Origin of the sequence: Streptomyces sp. Alt3, from assembly GCF_030719215.1 — a bacterium.
GTDB lineage: Bacteria > Actinomycetota > Actinomycetes > Streptomycetales > Streptomycetaceae > Streptomyces > Streptomyces glycanivorans.
In genome coordinates, this window is the sequence record NZ_CP120983.1 from 1475953 (window position 1) to 1493649 (window position 17697).

At 71.5% G+C, this 17697-nt stretch carries 16 protein-coding genes; 9 read left to right on the forward strand and 7 right to left on the reverse strand.

Going from position 1 to position 17697, the window contains the following annotated elements; translation table 11 throughout:
* Position 1 precedes the first annotated feature (1 nt).
* The 5 genes from P8A20_RS06370 (at position 2) to P8A20_RS06390 (ending at position 5173) form a co-directional block, all read left to right on the forward strand.
* Positions 2–1348 (forward strand): sulfate adenylyltransferase subunit 1, encoded by a 1347-nt coding sequence (locus tag P8A20_RS06370; RefSeq protein ID WP_147960006.1) that lies wholly within the window; start codon positions 2–4, stop codon positions 1346–1348.
* A 234-nt stretch (positions 1349–1582) separates the two neighbouring features.
* The gene (locus P8A20_RS06375; protein WP_147960005.1) at positions 1583–2698 is read left to right on the forward strand and encodes an aliphatic sulfonate ABC transporter substrate-binding protein; all 1116 of its coding nucleotides are present in this window, start codon (positions 1583–1585) and stop codon (positions 2696–2698) included.
* 48 nt (positions 2699–2746) lie between these two features.
* Positions 2747–3538 (forward strand): ABC transporter ATP-binding protein, encoded by a 792-nt coding sequence (locus P8A20_RS06380; protein WP_147960004.1) that lies wholly within the window; start codon positions 2747–2749, stop codon positions 3536–3538.
* Positions 3525–4403: an ABC transporter permease gene (locus P8A20_RS06385; protein ID WP_147960003.1), complete on the forward strand. Its 879-nt coding sequence runs from the start codon at positions 3525–3527 to the stop codon at positions 4401–4403. Before P8A20_RS06380 ends, P8A20_RS06385 begins: the two co-directional genes overlap by 14 nt.
* A gap of 5 nt (positions 4404–4408) precedes the next feature.
* Positions 4409–5173 carry a sirohydrochlorin chelatase gene (locus P8A20_RS06390; RefSeq protein WP_147960002.1) on the forward strand — a complete coding sequence of 255 codons (765 nt, stop codon included), beginning with the start codon at positions 4409–4411 and terminating at the stop codon, positions 5171–5173.
* Between the two features lie 78 nt (positions 5174–5251).
* Here P8A20_RS06390 and P8A20_RS06395 read toward each other — a convergent pair whose 3' ends face one another.
* From P8A20_RS06395 to P8A20_RS06420, 6 genes are all read right to left on the reverse strand, one after another.
* A complete protein-coding gene (locus tag P8A20_RS06395) occupies positions 5252–5836 on the reverse strand; it encodes a TIGR03086 family metal-binding protein (RefSeq protein ID WP_147960001.1) in 585 nt (194 codons plus the stop codon).
* 65 nt (positions 5837–5901) lie between these two features.
* Positions 5902–6903, reverse strand: a complete 1002-nt coding sequence (locus tag P8A20_RS06400) for a ketopantoate reductase family protein (RefSeq protein ID WP_147960000.1) — start codon at positions 6901–6903, stop codon at positions 5902–5904.
* Between the two features lie 99 nt (positions 6904–7002).
* The gene (locus tag P8A20_RS06405; protein ID WP_147959999.1) at positions 7003–7917 is read right to left on the reverse strand and encodes a S1 family peptidase; all 915 of its coding nucleotides are present in this window, start codon (positions 7915–7917) and stop codon (positions 7003–7005) included.
* Positions 7918–8456: 539 nt separating this feature from the next.
* The gene (locus tag P8A20_RS06410; RefSeq protein ID WP_147959998.1) at positions 8457–8840 is read right to left on the reverse strand and encodes a nuclear transport factor 2 family protein; all 384 of its coding nucleotides are present in this window, start codon (positions 8838–8840) and stop codon (positions 8457–8459) included.
* Positions 8833–9381: a DUF1697 domain-containing protein gene (locus tag P8A20_RS06415; RefSeq protein WP_147959997.1), complete on the reverse strand. Its 549-nt coding sequence runs from the start codon at positions 9379–9381 to the stop codon at positions 8833–8835. The genes P8A20_RS06410 and P8A20_RS06415 overlap by 8 nt, the downstream gene beginning before the upstream one ends.
* A 94-nt stretch (positions 9382–9475) precedes the next feature.
* Positions 9476–10678 carry a S8 family peptidase gene (locus P8A20_RS06420; RefSeq protein ID WP_147959996.1) on the reverse strand — a complete coding sequence of 401 codons (1203 nt, stop codon included), beginning with the start codon at positions 10676–10678 and terminating at the stop codon, positions 9476–9478.
* Between the two features lie 304 nt (positions 10679–10982).
* Here P8A20_RS06420 and P8A20_RS06425 point away from each other — a divergent pair, with 304 nt between their 5' ends.
* From P8A20_RS06425 to P8A20_RS06440, 4 genes are all read left to right on the forward strand, one after another.
* Positions 10983–12404 carry a nucleotide sugar dehydrogenase gene (locus tag P8A20_RS06425; RefSeq protein WP_147959995.1) on the forward strand — a complete coding sequence of 474 codons (1422 nt, stop codon included), beginning with the start codon at positions 10983–10985 and terminating at the stop codon, positions 12402–12404.
* The gene (locus tag P8A20_RS06430; protein WP_306103047.1) at positions 12401–13327 is read left to right on the forward strand and encodes a hypothetical protein; all 927 of its coding nucleotides are present in this window, start codon (positions 12401–12403) and stop codon (positions 13325–13327) included. Before P8A20_RS06425 ends, P8A20_RS06430 begins: the two co-directional genes overlap by 4 nt.
* Positions 13324–14802: a glycosyltransferase family 2 protein gene (locus P8A20_RS06435; protein ID WP_306103048.1), complete on the forward strand. Its 1479-nt coding sequence runs from the start codon at positions 13324–13326 to the stop codon at positions 14800–14802. Before P8A20_RS06430 ends, P8A20_RS06435 begins: the two co-directional genes overlap by 4 nt.
* A 100-nt stretch (positions 14803–14902) precedes the next feature.
* Positions 14903–16447, forward strand: a complete 1545-nt coding sequence (locus tag P8A20_RS06440) for a polysaccharide deacetylase family protein (protein ID WP_147964416.1) — start codon at positions 14903–14905, stop codon at positions 16445–16447.
* 9 nt (positions 16448–16456) lie between these two features.
* Here the strand turns inward: P8A20_RS06440 and mgt are convergent, their stop codons facing one another.
* A complete protein-coding gene (gene mgt, locus P8A20_RS06445; RefSeq protein WP_306103049.1) occupies positions 16457–17650 on the reverse strand; it encodes a macrolide-inactivating glycosyltransferase in 1194 nt (397 codons plus the stop codon).
* Positions 17651–17697: the final 47 nt, after the last annotated feature.

The window sequence follows — 17697 nt, forward strand, 5'->3', positions numbered from 1 at the left end:
AATGACCACACCCATCCAGCTGGCAGAGCAGTTGTCGGCCACCACCCTCCTGCGGTTCGCGACGGCCGGGTCCGTCGACGACGGCAAGTCGACCCTTGTCGGGCGCCTGCTGCACGACTCCAAGTCGGTCCTCACCGACCAGCTGGAAGCCGTCACCCAGGCCTCGCTGGGCCGCGGCCAGGAGGCACCCGACCTGGCGCTCCTCACCGACGGTCTGCGGGCCGAGCGGGAGCAGGGCATCACCATCGACGTGGCCTACCGCTACTTCGCCACGCCGCGGCGCCGGTTCATCCTCGCCGACACCCCCGGCCATGTGCAGTACACCCGCAACATGGTCACCGGCGCCTCCACGGCCGAGCTGGCGGTCGTCCTCGTCGACGCCCGCAACGGCGTCGTCGAGCAGACCCGCCGGCACGCCGCGGTCGCCGCCCTGCTGCGCGTCCCCCACGTCGTCCTCGCCGTGAACAAGATGGACCTCGTGGACTACGCGGAGCCCGTGTTCGCGGCGATAGCGGAGGAGTTCACCGCGTACGCCGCCTCCCTCGGCGTCCCGGAGATCACCGCGATCCCGATCTCGGCGCTGGCCGGCGACAACGTCGTGGAGCCGTCGGCCCACATGGACTGGTACGGCGGCCCGACCGTCCTGGAGCACCTGGAGACGGTGCCGGTCAGCCACGACCTGACCGAGTGCCACGCGCGTTTCCCCGTGCAGGTCGTGATCCGCCCGCAGACCGCCGAGCACCCCGACTACCGGGGCTACGCCGGCCAGATCGCCGCCGGGGTGTTCCGGGTCGGCGAGCGCGTCTCCGTGCTTCCGTCGGGGCGCACCACGACGATCGAGGGGATCGACGCACTCGGCGAGAGCGTCGACGTCGCCTGGGCCCCGCAGTCGGTGACGATCCGGCTGGCCGACGACATCGACGTCTCGCGCGGCGACCTGATCGCGCCGGCGGACGACGCCCCCGCCGTGACTCAGGACGTCGAGGCCACCGTCTGCCATGTGGCCGACCAGCCGCTCACCGTGGGGCAGCGGGTGCTGCTCAAGCACACCACCCGCACGGTCAAGGCGATCGTCAAGGACATCCCGTCGCGGCTCACGCTGGACGACCTCTCCCAGCACCCGGCTCCCGGCAAGCTGGTGGCCAACGACATCGGCCGGGTCGTGGTGCGTACCGCCGAGCCGCTCGCGCTCGACGCCTACGCGGACTCGCGGCGCACCGGATCGTTCCTGCTGATCGACCCCGCCGACGGCACCACGCTGACGGCCGGCATGGCGGGCGCCTCGTTCGCCGCCGAGGCCGACGCGGACGCGGACACCTCCGCCGAGGACGCGGAGTGGGACTTCTGATGACCACCGATTTCTTCTCGACCTTCGCGAAGGAGGGCGGCCGGGTCGGCAGCGGCGCCCTCGGCAGCGGCCAGGGCGGGGTCGGGCGATGTGCGTGATGACGTACGCGCACTGCCTGCGCGCCCGCTCGTACCACCCGCACCGCCAGTTCAGACGAAGACCTGCCGACCGCCCGGCCACGCCACCCGACCACGGGAGGACGTGAGCACCGGGCCTACGAGAGGAAAACCTCCCGTGCGTGCCACCCGTACCACCCTGCGCCGCGGCCTCGCCGCTGCCGCCGCATCGTCGCTGCTCGCCGTGGCGGCCACCGCCTGCGGCTACGGCTCCGAGGCGAAGGACGACGACGCAGCGAAGTCGAACGTCTCCGCCGGCGGGAAGAAGCTCTCGGCCGACACCGTGAAGATCGGTTACTTCCCGAACCTCACGCACGCCACCGCCCTGGTCGGTATCCAGGAAGGCCTCATCGCCAAGGAGCTGGGCGGCACCTCGGTCAAGCCCTCGACCTTCAACGCGGGGCCCTCCGAGATCGAGGCGCTCAACGCGGGTTCGATCGACATCGGCTTCATCGGCCCCTCCCCCTCGATCAACGGCTACGCCAAGTCCAAGGGCCAGAGCCTGCGGATCATCGGCGGCTCGGCCTCCGGCGGCGTGAAGCTCGTCGTCGACCCGAAGAAGATCAAGACCCTGGACGACCTCAAGGGCAAGAAGATCGCCACCCCGCAGCTCGGCAACACGCAGGACGTGGCGTTCCTCAACTGGATCTCCGAGAAGGGCTGGAAGGTCGACGCCCAGAGCGGCAAGGGCGACGTCTCCGTGGTCCGCTCGGACAACAAGGTGACCCCGGACGCCTTCAAGTCCGGTTCGCTGGACGGCGCCTGGGTGCCGGAACCGACCGCGTCGAAGCTGGTCGCCGAGGGCGGCAAGGTCCTGCTCGACGAGTCGTCGCTGTGGCCGGACGACAAGTTCGTCATCACGAACATCATCGTGTCGCAGAAGTTCCTCTCCGAGCACCCGGACGTCGTGGACGCGGTGCTGCGCGGCACGGTGAACACCAACAAGTGGATCAACGCCAACCCGGACGAGGCGAAGGCCTCGGCCAACTCGGCGCTGGAGAAGCTGAGCGGCAAGGCGCTGCCCGCCGAGGTCCTCGACCCGGCGTGGGAGTCCATCCGGATCACGGACGACCCGCTGGCCGCCACGCTCCAGGCGCAGGCGGACCACGCGGTCAAGGCGGGTCTGCTGGAGAAGCCCGACCTGGGCGGGATCTACGACCTGAAGCCGCTGAACAAGATCCTCGAGGCCGAGGGGCAGCCCGCGGTCGCCGACGCCGGTCTCGGCGCCGAGTAACCACCCGACCGCACCAGGATCCCTGAAGACTCCCAGGAGGTGACGACCATGGCGACCACCACCCTCACCAAGGCCGAGGACCGCGCAGCGGTCGAGCACGCCGCTCGTATCCGGAACGTCTCCAAGTCCTTCGCCGGACCCACGGGACAGCAGCTCGTCCTGGACGACATCACACTCGACGTCGCTCCGGGTGAGTTCGTCACCCTCCTGGGAGCTTCCGGGTGCGGTAAGTCCACGCTGCTCAATCTGGTGGCGGGGCTCGACCGTCCGACCGCGGGGTCCATCGAGACCCCCGGCGGGCGGCCCGCCCTGATGTTCCAGGAGCACGCCCTCTTCCCGTGGCTGACCGCGGGCAAGAACATCGAACTGGCCCTGCGTCTGCGTGGGGTGCCGAAGTCGGACCGCCGCCCGGAGGCGGAGCGGCTGCTCGAACTCGTGCGTCTCGGCGGAGCGTACGGAAAGCGGGTGCACGAGCTCTCGGGCGGTATGCGCCAGCGGGTGGCGATGGCCCGCGCGCTCGCCCAGGACAGCCAACTACTGCTGATGGACGAGCCGTTCGCTGCTCTCGACGCCATCACCCGCGATGTGCTGCACGACGAACTGACCCGGATCTGGCGCGAGACGAACGCCTCCGTCCTCTTCGTCACCCACAACGTGCGCGAGGCGGTGCGGCTCGCCGAGCGCGTCATCCTGCTGTCCTCGCGTCCGGGCCGGATCGCCCGGGAGTGGACGGTCGACATCGAGCAGCCTCGCCGCATCGAGGACACCGCCGTGGCGGAACTGTCCGTCGAGATCACCGAAGAACTGCGTGGGGAGATCCGCCGACATGGCCAGCACTGAAACGAAGGCCGACGACCTGGCAGGTCTCGAAGCCGGCCTGGACGCGCTCGACGCCGTACAGGTGCGCCGGACGCCGGCCCGCGAGATCCTCCTCCAGAAGGTTCTGCCGCCCGTCGTCGCGGTCGTGCTGGTCGTCCTCGTCTGGCAGCTGCTGGTCTGGGCGAAGGTCACCGACGACTACAAGCTGCCGCCGCCCGGCGCGGTGTGGGACAGCCTGACCGACATGTGGGTGCAGGGCACTCTGCTGGAGGTCATCTGGACCAGTGTGTCGCGCGGGCTGTTCGGCTTCGTGATGGCCGTCGCGATCGGCACCCCGCTGGGGCTGCTGGTCGCACGGGTCAAGGTCGTCCGGGCGGCCATCGGGCCGATCCTGTCCGGGCTCCAGTCCCTGCCGTCCGTGGCGTGGGTGGCCCCGGCCATCATCTGGCTCGGTCTCGACGACAAGACGATGTACGCGGTGATCCTGCTCGGCGCGGTCCCCTCCGTCGCCAACGGACTGGTGTCCGGCGTCGACCAGGTGCCGCCGCTGTTCCTGCGCGCCGGCCGCACGATCGGCGCGACAGGGCTGCGCGGGACGATCCATATCGTCCTGCCGGCCGCGCTGCCCGGATACCTCGCGGGCCTCAAGCAGGGCTGGGCGTTCTCCTGGCGCTCGCTCATGGCCGCCGAGATCATCGCCTCCTCGCCCGACCTGGGCCTGGGGCTCGGCCAGCTGCTGGAGAACGGCCGGAACAACTTCGACATGCCCGGGATCTTCCTGGCGATCCTGCTCATCCTGTTCGTCGGCATCGCGATCGACCTGCTGATCTTCAGTCCGCTGGAGCGGCGGGTGCTGCGCAGCCGTGGTCTCCTGGTGAAGAGCTGATCTCCATGGCATCCCCGGTTCTCCTCGTCATCGCCCACGGCAGCCGCGACCCGCGGCACGCGGCGACCGTGCACGCGCTCACCGCGCGCGTGCGGTCGCTGCGGCCCGGGCTGCGCGTGGAGACCGGCTTCCTGGACTTCAACGCCCCGTCCGTGCCCAGGGTGCTGGAACGCCTGGCCGCGGAGGGTGCGGACGAGGTCGTCGCGCTCCCGCTGCTGCTGACCCGCGCCTTCCACGCGAAGTCGGACATCCCCTCGGTGCTGAGGGAGGCCCGGAGCCGGCTCCCCCGGCTGCGGATCCGCCAGGCCGATGTCCTCGGTCCGTCGCCGTTGCTGAACACGGCTCTGGAGCAGAGGCTGCACGAGGCCGGGGTGGCGCCCGGCGACAAGGGCTCGACGGGGCTGGTCCTGGCCTCGGCGGGCTCCACGGACCCGGAGGCGATCGCAGTGATCGCTGAAATCGCGCGGGAGCTGCGGCACACCGGTTGGTGCGCCGTGCGGCCTGCGTTCGCCTCCGCTGTGGTCGCCGACGGCCCGACCCGTACCGCGGCAGCGGTGCGGGCCCTCCGGGCGGAGGGCGCCAGGCGGGTGGCGGTGGCGCCGTACGTCATCGCCCCGGGCCGCCTCCCCGACCGGATCGCCGCCGGTGCCGAGGAGGCCGGGGCCGACGTACTGGCCGGTGTGCTGGGGCCGTCCCCGGCACTGGCGCGGCTGCTGCTGACCCGGTACGACGAGGCGCGCGTCCCGGTGGCGGGGGCGATGAGCGCCTAGTGCGCCCAAGCCCTGGAACGTGATCACGTACGGTCCGGCGCCGTCGATCCGCCGGCCCGCCGCCGCTCCCGGAACGCGTCAGGCGGCGACCGGACGTGGGTCCCGGCCGCTGAGGGCCAGAGCACGGTCGAAGTCGGACGCCTCGCCGGGCAGGACGACCTCACCGGCGAAGCCGTCGTACCGCCGGTAGAGCTCCGCCGTCCCCTCGACCGACTCCAGGAGGAAGGCCGCCGCCGGGCCGGAGAGCCGGAATTCCTGATCCGTGCCCCGGGCGACGTCCCATCCGTGCAGAGCGGTCTCCATGACGAGCATCCTGGCGATGTCCGGAGCCGGGGTGGAGCCGTGCCCCGTGTCGATCGTCCCCTCCCAGGTGGCGGGGTCCGACCAGGCGGCGACCGCCCGCTCCAACTGGGCGGCGTAGCGCTCCGGCCAGTCGGCGTCGGCGGTGAAGTCACGGGTCGTCAGCTCGTCCGGGAGAGGGGTGCGCAGGGCGCGGTGCTCCAGTCCGTGCGCGCTGTACAGCACCCAGTGGTTGATCAGTTCCCGCAGGTCCCACTCCTGGCACGGAGTCGTCGTGGAGGCCTCGGGAAGGGCCCCCGCACCCCGGGCGACCCGGGCCGATTCGGCCGCACACTCGGCCATGTGTTCGTACGCGTTCTTCATGCCCCCATCCTGCGCTCCGCCCGTGCGGCCGGTCTTGAAGAAACGCGACAGCGGAGCGGGGGCGTTCAGGACGCCGCGTCGGCCAGGGCCGTGAGCTCGGCCGGCGTCATCGACCCGGGTGCGCGACGCTCCCGGGCGAAGGCGTCGGCGGTGCGCCGCAGTACCTCGTTGACCGGGGTGGGTACGCCGTGCAGCCGGCCGAGCAGGACGATCTCTCCGTTCAGGTAGTCGGCCTCGATGGTGCCGGTGCCGCGGCTGAGGCTCTGCCAGGACGATCCTCCGCTCCGCTCGGAGCCGTCGAAGGGGTCGAAGCGGATCCTGCCGCCGCGTGCGGCGTCCTGCTCCTCACTTCCCACGGCCTCGATCCCGGCGGCCGCGAGGACGGCCCGTCCCTCCGCCCGGGCCAGGTCGAACAGGGCGAACGCCTCGGGGCTGTCGAGCACCCCGGTGGCCGCCTCGATGGCATTGGCGAGGTTGGAGAGCAGCTTGGCGTACTTCCAGCGCATCACGTCGGGTACGACGGGCGCCTCCAGCTTCGCCTTCTCCCAGTCCGCGGCGATCGCGTCCACGGTGCCGTCGACCCCGGACGGGTAACAGCCCAGGTGCAGGATGCCGGTGAGCGGGGCTCCGCCGGCGACGACCCGGCCCGGCTCGACGAAGCTCGCGGGGAGATAGACGCAGCAGCCGTAGACCCGGCGGAACCTGCGCAGGGCGAGGCGTTCGCCCTCGACGCCGTTCTGCGCGCAGATCACGGGGAGCCGCTCCCCTGCCGTTCCGCCGCCTGCCACCGGCCTGACGCTCCAGTCGTCGAGAGCCGCGACGGCGTCCTGCGTCTTGACGGCGAACACGAGGACGTCGCCCGCCTCGAGTTCCAGTGCCGCCGGGCCGTCGGCGACGGGGAGGCGGTGGACGCGGGTGCCGTCCGGGGTGGTGAGGGTCAGCCCGTTCTCGCGCAGAGCCGTGTACTGCGCCCCTCGGGCGACCAGGACCACCTGGTGGCCCGCCTCGGCCAGTCGTCCGCCTATGGCGCCGCCCACGGCGCCCGTTCCCACGATGATGTAGCGCATGCCCGCGAGCCTGGCACACCGCCCTCCCCAGCGGGAAGCGGGCGCGGCAACGGGCCGCGCTCCGGGAGCGCGGCCCGTCGACGGGTGGTGCGTGTGGTCTTAGAAGACGCTGACGCCGTAGGCGTTCAGCGCCTCGACGACGGGCTGGAAGAACGTGGTGCCGCCGGAGGAGCAGTTGCCGCTGCCGCCCGAGGTGAGGCCCAGCGCCGTGCTGCCGGCGAAGAGCGAACCGCCGCTGTCGCCGGGCTCGGCGCAGACGTTGGTCTGGATCATGCCGTACACGATGTCACCGCTGCCGTAGTTCACCGTCGCGTTGAGACCGGTGACGGTGCCGCTGTGGACGCCGGTGGTGGAGCCGCTGCGCTTGACGGCCTGACCGACGGTGGGGTTGGCGGCCGTGGTGATGTCCTGGTAGCTGCCGTTGTACAGGTAGACCCTGCCGTCCGCGGCCGCGGAGTTGGAGTGGCGGATCAGTCCGTAGTCGTTCGTCGGGAAGCTGGATCCGGCCCTCGTGCCGAGCGTGGTGGTCTGGCCCGAGTTGGTGTACCAGGTGCTGCCTATCTCGGTGCAGTGCCCGGCGGTCAGCGCGTAGTAGGTGCTGCCGCTGCGGACGTTGAAGCCGAGGGAGCAGCGTCCGCCGCCGGCGTAGATGGCCTGCCCGCCGGCGATGAGCTTGTTGAACGTGCCCGGGGTCCGCTTGATGTCGGCCTTGGCGCCCGAGTCGGTGACGGACTTCTCGATCGTGGCGATCTCGGCGGCCGTGACGGTGCTGTCGACCGTCACGACGACCTTGCCGGTGCTCGCCTCGGTGTACCAGGCGGTGCCCGCGATGTCGGCGGTGCCGACGGCCGAACTGGCGTCGGCGAGCTCGGCCTTCGTCACGGTGTCCGGCGCGGCCTGGGCGACCGCGGTCGGTGCCGCGAGCGCCACCGCGGTGAGCAGACCCGAGGTGGCGGCGATGAGGCGTGCACGTCTGGAGATCGAGCCGAGGGGAGCGAAGCGCTTGAAGGTCACAGGATCCTCCGTCTTTGGGGGTGTCCGGTCCACTGGGTGGGCGCACCGGGCGTACGGCTGTCCTCGACCGGGGTTCTGGTCGTGGACCTGCCAACCGCACGCCCCGAATCCTTGACTCCACTTGGGCCTGTGGCAAGGTCGCCTTCCGGACCGTGGCGGAGAACGGACCGTGAACTCCGCGATGCGTACGAGTGCCCTCCGAACGCGGGCGTCCGCTCACCGAACGGAGTCGGCCTGCGAATTGCAGCAAAGCATGAAGCGGGCGGAGGACGTCGGCTCCTGTCTACGCGCATCGCGTTCACACACGCCGCGGCAGCCCGGGTCAGGAATGCGCGAGAACGTCCGCGGCCCGCACCGGGCCTCTCGGCACCTCGTCCGTTCAGGCGCTTTACCAGCGTTTTGCCCGGGCGCCGCGGTTGGCCGGAATTGACCCTTCCGGCGGGAACAGGCCTGGCTCGGCGCACAGATGAGACCGGGGCCGCACTCTTGCGACGCCGCTCCGGTGTGTGCTGCGGGACGGTGCCGGCCGAACAGCCGGCTCAGACCTCGGCGAACGGGTCGTCGACGAACGGCGTGGCCTGATGGAACCAGAGCAGCCAGCCGCTCCCGGTCAGCCGCCACAGGGAACTGCGGTGCGAGCGCAGCCCCTTGGACTCCGTGTCGAAGGTGAGGTGCACCAGGTCCGCGGCGAGCTGGTCGCCCCGCATCCGTGACGCGGTGAGCGGCCCGGGGCGCGGCGCCTCGGGATCCGTGAGCATCGCGATGATCGTGTCGCGCTCCCAGAGGCGTCCACTGGTGCCGATCTCCCGGAAGTCGGGGTGCAGCAGGGTCACCAGGACATCGGCGGAGGTCCGCACCACGGGGTCGAGGAGACGGAGCTCGCCTTCGACGGCTGTGGCCACGGCGGGCGAGGGGTCAGTCACGCGTCATCTCCACGAGCTTGAGCACGGTGTTCCAGTTGCGGCTGGTGGCGACGAGGCCCCGTGTGACGGCAGGCCGCCCGAGCGCCACCGCCAGCTTGGAGCGCCCGAGCCCGTCGGGTGCGTACAGATAGAGGGCGCGGTCACCCAGCCGGAACTCCTCGGGGCGGAAGGCGTCGGCGTCGAGCGAGGCGAAGCGGGAGGCCTCGACGGCCTGGTCGAAATAGGTGACGTGCACCTGCTTGCCTTCGAGCTCGGCGGCCGGGAACGGGCAGGCCTCGGCCACACCCGCGAGATAGGCGCCCGGGCGGACGAGGCAGTCGACCGGAAACCCGAACCGCTGCTCGATCGCCTGCTCCAGACCGATGGTCAGGGCGTCCTCGTCGTCCGCGGCACTGCGGAACACGGCGTTGCCGCTCTGCAGATACGTGGCGACGTCCTCGTGCCCCAGCTCCCCGAGCAGCTCACGGAGCTCCGCCATCGGGACCCGGCGGTGACCGCTGACGTTGATCCCCCGCAGCAGCGCCGCGTACATCGTGCTCATACCCTCACCCTAGAGCTTTCCCCCGGCAGAGAGCCGCCGCGCCCCGTGGGGGAGGGCGCGGCGGCTCCTGCTCGTTCCGTCCGATCCGGTGCGGCTACTCCACGATCTTCAGGAGCTTGTTCGCCGTGCCTTCGGTGGCGTTGGAGATCGCGTCCGGGGTGGCCCCCTCGGTGAGCGCCGTGGCGACCTCCTCGGGGGTGGCGTCGGGGTGTCCGCCGAGGTAGACGGCCGCGGCGCCGACGACGTGCGGGGTCGCCATGGACGTACCGGAGATGGTGTTCGTGGCGTCGTCGCTGTCGTTCCAGGCCGACGTGATGTCCGAACCGGGCGCGTAGATGTCCACGACCGAGCCGAAGTTGGAGAAGGACGACTGCTCGTCGTCCTCGGTGGACGAGGCGACCGTGATGGCCTCGGGGACGCGGGAGGGGGAGCCCTCGCCCGCGTCGCTCGACTCGTTGCCGGCGGCGACCGCGAAGGTCACGCCGGAGGCGACGGCCTTCTGCACCGCGGCGTCGAGCGCCGGGTCGGCGCTCCCGCCCAGGCTCATGTTGGCGACGGACGGGCCCTCATGGTTCGCGGTGACCCAGTCGATGCCCGCCACGACCTGCTCGGTGGTACCCGAACCGGCGTCGTCCAGGACCCGGACGGCCACGATCTTCGCCTTCTTGGCGACACCGTGGGCGGCGCCCGCGATGGTCCCGGCCACATGCGTGCCGTGTCCGTTGCCGTCGTCGGCGTCGTCGTCGTTGTCCACGGCGTCGAAGCCCGAGGTGGCGCGTCCCTCGAAGTCCTTGTGGGTGACGCGGACACCGGTGTCGATGACGTACGCCGTGACGTCCCCGCCGGCGGCGTCCGGGTAGGTGTAGGCACCGTCACCGGCGGTCTCGGCCTGGTCGATCCGGTCCAGCCCCCAGGACGGCGGGTTGTCCTGGGTGGCGTCGATGTGGAACTTCTTGTTCTGGACGACCTTGGAGACGGCCGGGTCGGCGGCGAGCCGCTTGGCCTCGGTCTCCGAAAGGCCGCTGGCCGAGAAGCCGTTGATGGCCGACTTGTAGTTCCGCTGGAGCGTGCCGCCGTACTCCTTGGCCAGCCCGGCCTTGTCGGCCTTCTGACCCAGCATCACGATGTAGCTGCCGGAGACAGCTGTCGCCGCGTCCGCACCGTAGACGGTGCCCGTCGCGGGAGCCGGGGCGGCTCCGGCGAACGGGGTGGCGAGCAGGGTGATGCCCGCGGCGGCTGCCACGGCGGTTATCGATGCGGTGAGCTTGACCGAGCGAGCGCGCTTGTGAATTGCCATGAAGAGGGGTCTCCTCGTCATTCTTTGTGGGGGGATTGGCCCTCGGCCGGAAGATCTCCGGGGGCTGGTTCGAAACACTGCTCGATTGACGCGCCCAGATCAAGACCTTCATGCAGCCGTCACGGACTCGGCAAGCTTTCGCCACAGAAAACCTGCGCACTCCACCTATCCGGGACAATTCACTGACCGACTCCTGATCTTATGAACGCACTTAAGTTCCGGACGAGTGAACTTGACCTGATCAGGCACGAACAGCTTCACCTCCTTGCGGAAGAACCTCGAAACGGAATGACATGTTTCGTTTGTGCACACCGCAAGCAACACACCACATGCCTCACTCAAGACCCCATGGCGCACCGCTTCGACGACGGAGGGGAACGCCGGAGGGCCGGGCCGGGCTGACAGGTGCGCGGCAGCCGCCCCCGCGGAACACGTCACGTCCGCGAGCCTCCCGTCGCAGCCCCAGGGCGGAAGCCGGGCCACGGTCGCCGTCGTCGGGCTCGGCTACGTCGGGCTGCCGACCGCACTGGCCCTCCAGGCAGCCGGCCACACGGTGGTCGGTGTGGACACGAGTGGGCACCGGCTGGAGGACATCCGGTCCGGGCGGGTCGATCTCCTGCCGGCACAGCACGGCCGGCTGGCCTCCGCCCTGCGCGACCCGGGCTTCCGGCTGACGGCGGACCCCGCCGCGGTCGCGACGGCGGACTCGGTGATCATCTGTGTGCCGACCCCGGTCGACGAGCGGCGCACGCCCGATCTGCGCGCACTGACCGCCGCGTGCTCGTCGGCGGTGTCGCACGCGGTCCCGGGGCAGCTGCTGGTCCTCACCTCGACCAGCTACGTCGGCACCACGCGCGACCTCCTCGTCGAGCCGCTCGCGGCACGGGGACTGCTGCCCGGCGCCGAGGTGTTCGTGGCGTTCGCACCCGAGCGTATCGATCCCGGGAACCCCGCCCACTCCCCCGACAGGACCCCACGCGTCATCGGTGGCGTCAGTCCTCGCAGCACCGAACTCGCCGCCTCCCTGCTCGCCGGGACCGCGCCCTCCGTCCACCGGGTGGACAGCCCGGAGGTCGCCGAGATGAGCAAGCTGTGGGAGAACACCTTCCGCGCCGTCAACATCGCCCTGGCGAACGAACTGGCCGAGAACTGCCTTGAGTTCGCACTGGACCCCCGACAGGTCATCGAGGCGGCCGCCACCAAGCCGTACGGCTTCATGCCCTTCCGCCCGGGCGCGGGGGTCGGAGGGCACTGCATCCCCTGCGACCCGCACTACCTGCTCTGGCAACTGCGTGCGCGGGAGGTGACGTCGCCGCTGGTGGACGCCGCGATGACGGCGATCGCCGAGCGCCCCGCCCTGGTCGCCGGGAAGGCACGCGACGCACTCGCGGCACGTGGTCTGGGAACGCGCGGCTCCCGGGTCCTGGTCCTGGGCGTCGCCTACAAGCCAGGTGTGGCGGACCTGCGCGAGAGCCCGGCGCTGGAGATCATCGACCGGCTCACGGCATGGGGCGCCACCGTCGGGTACACCGACCCCCTGGTGCCCCGCCTGGAGCGGCGGGGCACCGTCCTGCACAGCGTCGACGCCCCCGAGGCCCTGGACTGGGACCTGGTCGTCGTCCACACAGTGCACCCCTGCACCGCACTGGACTGGCTGGAAAGCGGTCCCGCCGTCCTCGACGTCACGCACCGCCTCACGACCGCGGCCACCGGGGCCGCCGTATGACCGCCCCGTCCGCCCCGGACGGGGGCCGCGCTCCGAGCCGCCGCGCGCTGCTCACCGCCGCGGTCGTCACCCCCGCCGCCGGACTGGCCGGGGTGCTGGCCGCGGACAGTCCGGATACGGACACGCCGGACGACGGGAAGGCACCGGGAGACGCCCCGGCCCTGGGCGGGAGCCCGGCGGAGACGGCCGAAGCCCTCTTCCGCCCGGTCCTCCCCGCCGAGGGCCTGGTCACCAACGAATACGCCTTCGGCAGACCGGACGCCGACGACGCACGGCTGTCACGGGACTGGGTCGTCACCAGCGGTTCGCTCCTCGCCCGCTGGACCTTCGGATGGACCGGCGTACCCGACGGGGAACCGCCGGGCCCCGACTCCGGCCTCCACACCGGGTCGTCCGTCTTCCGGCTCGTCACCCGCCGCCGTGACTTCGGCGAGACCACCGTGCGGTGCTGGGTGTACCTGAAACCGCCGGGTGCCACCGACCGCACCCCCGCCCGCGACTGGGACGGCGGACACCTCTGGCTCCGTTACCACAGCGCGCAGGAGCTGTACGCCCTGAGCTTCCGCCGACGCGACGGCACGGTCGTCCTCAAGCGCAAACACCCGGCCCCGGGCAGGCCCGCGGACGACGAGGGCCTCTACACCACCCTCGCCACGGCCGACCACGCCCTCGACTACGCCCGGTGGCATCAGGTCTCCGGCACGGTGAGCGGCCCCCGGGACGGCCGGGTCCGGGTCGCTCTGTCGCTGAACGGGCGGAAGGTCCTCGACGCGGAGGACCGGGACCCGGGCAGGCTGATCACGGCGGGCGGGGTCGGGCTGCGCGGTGACAACACGGAGATGGCGTTCTTCGGCTTCACGGCCGGGAACCACACGGGAAGCCGCCCCTGGGCGGAGCCCCCGGCAGAAGGGACACACCGGTGAACGCGCTCCACCGGCCGCCGGCCCGCCCCCCGCTCCCCACTCCTGACGGCGTCCCCGGCCCCCGCGGCGTCCGGGCGATCGGCCGGCGTGTCGCCCGCGCCGACCCCGCGATCCGGCACGGGGTACGCCGACTGGTCGTCCTGCTCCTCCTGATGCCGCTCCTGCTCGTCCTGGCCCATCACGCCGCCCGGCTGCCCCGGCTGAGCCTGCCCGTCTGCTACGGGCTCGTCGTGCTGGCCGGCACGATCACCCTGCTCTACATCGCCTACAGCCGGTACGAGGACCCGGCCGAGGGCGAACTGCGGGTGCGTCCTGGTCCCGAGGAGATGTTCCCGCCACTGCCCGCGCATCCCATGGTCGCCTTCCTGCTCGCCGTCAAGGACGAGGTGGACGGCATCGAGGCGTGTGTGCGCTCCATGGCCGCCTCCGACTGCCCGGGGGTACGGATCATCGTGGTGGACGACCACTCCCAGGACGGCACCGGCGACGTACTGCGCAGACTGGAGGACGAGCTCGCCATCACGGTCGTCCATCTGGACGCCAACGTCGGCAAGAAGCACGCTCTGGTCCGTGCCTGCGAGTTCACCGCCGACACCGAGGTCATCGCCTTCACCGACTCCGACTGCGTCCTCGCCCCCGACGCGCTGCGCCGCTGTGTACGCGCACTGGTCACCCATCCCGAGCTGGGCGCCGTGAGCGGTCACTGCCGGGCCCTGAACACGGATTCCGGATTTCTGGCCCGCGCGCAGGACGTCTGGTACGAGGGCCAGTTCAGGGTGTCCAAGGCGGCCGAGGCATCCTTCGGCTCGGTGTCCTGCGTCTCGGGCCCCCTCGCCGTGTTCCGCCGGGACGCCATCTTCAACTACCTTCCCGCCTGGGCCGACGACCGGTTCATGGGCGCCCCGTTCCGCTTCGCCACGGACCGCCAGCTGACCGGGTACGTCCTCGGACAGGCGTGGCGCGGCCAGGCACTCAAGCGCCGCTACCCCGGATCGCCGTTCACCGCGGAGGACTTCGCCGAGCGCCGCTGGCGCGTCGGGTACGTACGCTCCGCGAAGGTGTGGACCGATGTGCCTGCCCGGCTGGGGCCCCTCCTGCGCCAGCAGATCCGCTGGAAGAAGAGCTTCATCCGCAATCTCTTCTTCACCGGCTCCTTCATGTGGCGGCGCGGCCCGGGGCCCGCCGCGCTCTACTACGGCCATGTGCTGTGGGTACTGGCCGCGCCGGTGATGGCGTTCAGCCATCTGGTCTGGGCGCCGGCCCACGGCGCCCTGTTCCTGACCCTGCTCTACCTCTGCGGAGTGGTCCTCAAGGGCTGTGTGTGGGGGCTCGCGTACCGGATCGACCACCCCGGGGACACCCGCTGGCGCTACCGGCCGCTGATGAGTCTGTTCTCCTCGGTGCTGCTGGCCTGGCTGCTGCCGTACTCCCTGCTCACCGTCCGGCGCGGCGTGTGGTCGAGGGGGGCGGCATGAGGGATCTGGCCCGTCTGGCCTCCAGGCTGCTGGCCGCGCTGCTCAGCGCGGCGGCCGTCATCGCCGTGTACCTTCTCGTGCTCTCCCGGGGGACGCTTCCGTGAACCGTTCCGGACCTGGGCGGATGATCCTCGGGCTGCTGGCCCTGACGTTGGTGTGTGTGCCGTTCTACGGCGCCTGGCACTGGAACGAGTTCCGCAGGCAGGTGACGGCGCAGGAGGCGCCGGGGCCGCGCGGCGCCGTGCCCGCCGGCGGGCCGCCCTCGGAGCGGAGGGCGGGGAACCCAGCTCCCGTCGTGCTGGCCTACCACGACGTCGGGCGCGCGAGCGACAGCCGCTACACGGTGACCCCGGAGTCGTTCGACGCCCAGCTCGCAGCCCTCGCCTCGGCCGGCTACCGCACGCTGAGCACCGACGAGTTCGTCGCGTATCTGGACGGAGGGCCTGCGCCGGGCCCGCGCTCGGTGTTCCTGACCTTCGACGACGGCGCGCACGGGCTGTGGGTGCATGCCGACCGCATCCTGGCCAAGTACCGCATGCGGGCGGCGGCCTTCCTGATCACCCGTTCCGTGGGCAGCCATCGCCCGTACTACCTCTCCTGGGACGAGATCGGACGCATGGCACGGTCGGGGCGCTGGGACTTCGAGAACCACACCCGTGACCTGCACCGCAGGGAGGCCGTGGACGCGGCCGGGCACACGTCCTCGGCGTTCACCGGCCGGCTGTGGCTGCCGGACGAGAACCGGCGGGAGACGGCGGAGGAGTACCGGCGGCGGATCGAGGACGACCTCGACCGGTCGGTCACCGACATCACCCGTCACGGCCTGCCCAGCCCCCGGCTCTTCGCCTACCCCTTCTCCGAATCGCAGGGGCCGGACTCGGCGTCACCGACGAACCAACTGCTGCGCAAGGCACTCGCGGAGCGGTTCGTGACGGCCCTGACCAACGGCTCCGACCGTCCGGTGCGCCCGCTGCCCGCCGGGCGCCGGGCGGCCGCCGCGGGTGAGGTGCAACGGGTGGAGATCACTTCCGGCACCAGCACCCGGGAACTCCTCGCCGCCGTCGAGCGCTGGACGTCCGTGTCCCCGGCCGAGTGTCCTGACCCGCTCGGCCGGCCCCGGCTGTGGCGGCGCGACGAGAGGTCGAGGGCCGACGGCCTGGGGGCGTTCACCGGCACCGGGCCCTATCCCGGCCCGAGCGGTTACACCGCCGCCGCCTACCGGCCGACGAGTTCCGCCGACTGGAGCGACTACACCGTCGATGCCCGCGTCGAGGGCCTGCGCGAGTCGGCCAACAGTGCCGGCCTGATCACGCGCGACGGCAGTCTCGACCCGCTCGAGGTGTCGGTCAGCTTCAGCTACGTCCGGCTCCGGGAGTACCGGGGCGGCCGCTGGCGGGAGATCGGCCGCCGCACCCTGACCGATGCCGCCGGGCACCACGTCAGGATCACGGTGGACGGCGATCGCACCGTGGTGGTCGTCGACGGCGGCGCGCCGATCGAACGGGCCGCCCGCGCGACCGGCGGGGACGCGACCGGGGGGATCGCCGTCAGTGTGCGCAACGCCGATCCCCGCGGGGCCTGGCCGCGCTTCGAGTCCCTGACCGTGCGCCCGCGGACCGGGGCGGTCGCGGCCCCGGAACGGTGAGAGGCCTTCTCAGGCCGGCAGTTCGGCCTCGATGAGGTCGGCCGCCCGCCCGGTCCCGCCCTCCTCGGCCATCCGCTCCCTGATCAGCGTCAGCCTCGCGGTCACGTCCGGATCGCCGGCCAGGGCGATCACGGCGGCGCGCAGGGACGCCGCGTCCGCCTCCTCCTTCGGCAGATGCCGGGCGACTCCGAGGGACTGGAGCATGTCGGCGTTGCCGAACTGGTCGACGGCCTGCGGCACCGCCACCATCGGGGTGCCGGTGGCGAGCCCCTCCTGGCTGCCGCCCGCTCCCGCGTGGGTGATGAAGGCGTCCGCCTGCTTCAGCACGGACAGCTGCGGGACCCAGGAGTGCACCTCGATGTTCGGCGGTACGTGCCCCAGTTCAGCCGGATCGACCTGCGCGCCGATCTGCAGCACCACGTGCCAGCCTGGGAGACCGCCGAAGGCCTCGACGCATTCCCGGTAGAACGCGGGCTCGCCGGTGAACGACGACCCGAGGGAGACCAGCAGGACCTTCTCCGCGTCGGCCGGCCTCTTCCATTCGCCCTGGTCGGCGCGTTCGCCCTGGCAGGCGCCGACAAAGGTGAACCGCGCGTGGTCCACCCGGTCGGCGTTCGGCTGGAGCGCCTCCGGGATCAGCACCAGGCCACGGCGGGGGCGGGCCACGAAGTCGTCCGGGGAGAGGTCGCCGAGACCGTTCTCCGTGAGCCAGTCCGCGAAGCGCTCGAAGTAGGCCCTGCCCCGCCCGGTCTTCCTGACTTCGGCGTTCTGGAGCTCCCCCACCTCTTCCGCATACCCCTCCCAGGGCACCAGGTTGGGCCAGAGCTGGACGGCGGGCACGCCCCAGCGGTGGGCGAGGACACGCGCCGGGTAGGCGGTGATGTCGTGCAGGACGAGGTCGGGTTCGTCCCCGGCGAAGGCGTCGGCGAGCTGCGGCAGAGCCTGGACGGCGTCGGCGAGGAACGGCTCGATGTAATCGATGGGTTCGCTCCCCCAGCCCTCCGGACCGGTGGGCAGGGTGGAGGTGTATACGACCGGCTGGGCTCCGGTGGCGGCGACCTTCGCCGCGAAGGAGGCCGGGACGGCGTAGCTGACGCGGTGACCACGGATCACCAGCTCCCGGATCACTTCGAGGCTCGGGTTCACGTGCCCGTGGGCGGCGATCGAGAACATGGCGATGTGGGCGCGCGGTGGCGTTGTCATGCCACCAAGATAAGCGAGACGATACGTCTCGTCCAGTTGTTTCGCCG

Bases quoted from the DNA above. Each gene is read 5' to 3' on its own strand.
- P8A20_RS06430 (WP_306103047.1), top strand. From the start codon at position 12,401: ATGACCGCCCCGTCCGCCCCGGACGGGGGCCGCGCTCCGAGCCGCCGC.
- P8A20_RS06400 (WP_147960000.1), bottom strand. From the start codon at position 6,903: ATGCGCTACATCATCGTGGGAACGGGCGCCGTGGGCGGCGCCATAGGC.
- P8A20_RS06370 (WP_147960006.1), top strand. From the start codon at position 2: ATGACCACACCCATCCAGCTGGCAGAGCAGTTGTCGGCCACCACCCTC.
- P8A20_RS06415 (WP_147959997.1), bottom strand. From the start codon at position 9,381: ATGAGCACGATGTACGCGGCGCTGCTGCGGGGGATCAACGTCAGCGGT.
- P8A20_RS06380 (WP_147960004.1), top strand. From the start codon at position 2,747: ATGGCGACCACCACCCTCACCAAGGCCGAGGACCGCGCAGCGGTCGAG.
- P8A20_RS06420 (WP_147959996.1), bottom strand. From the start codon at position 10,678: ATGGCAATTCACAAGCGCGCTCGCTCGGTCAAGCTCACCGCATCGATA.
- mgt (WP_306103049.1), bottom strand. From the start codon at position 17,650: ATGACAACGCCACCGCGCGCCCACATCGCCATGTTCTCGATCGCCGCC.
- P8A20_RS06385 (WP_147960003.1), top strand. From the start codon at position 3,525: ATGGCCAGCACTGAAACGAAGGCCGACGACCTGGCAGGTCTCGAAGCC.
- P8A20_RS06395 (WP_147960001.1), bottom strand. From the start codon at position 5,836: ATGAAGAACGCGTACGAACACATGGCCGAGTGTGCGGCCGAATCGGCC.
- P8A20_RS06390 (WP_147960002.1), top strand. From the start codon at position 4,409: ATGGCATCCCCGGTTCTCCTCGTCATCGCCCACGGCAGCCGCGACCCG.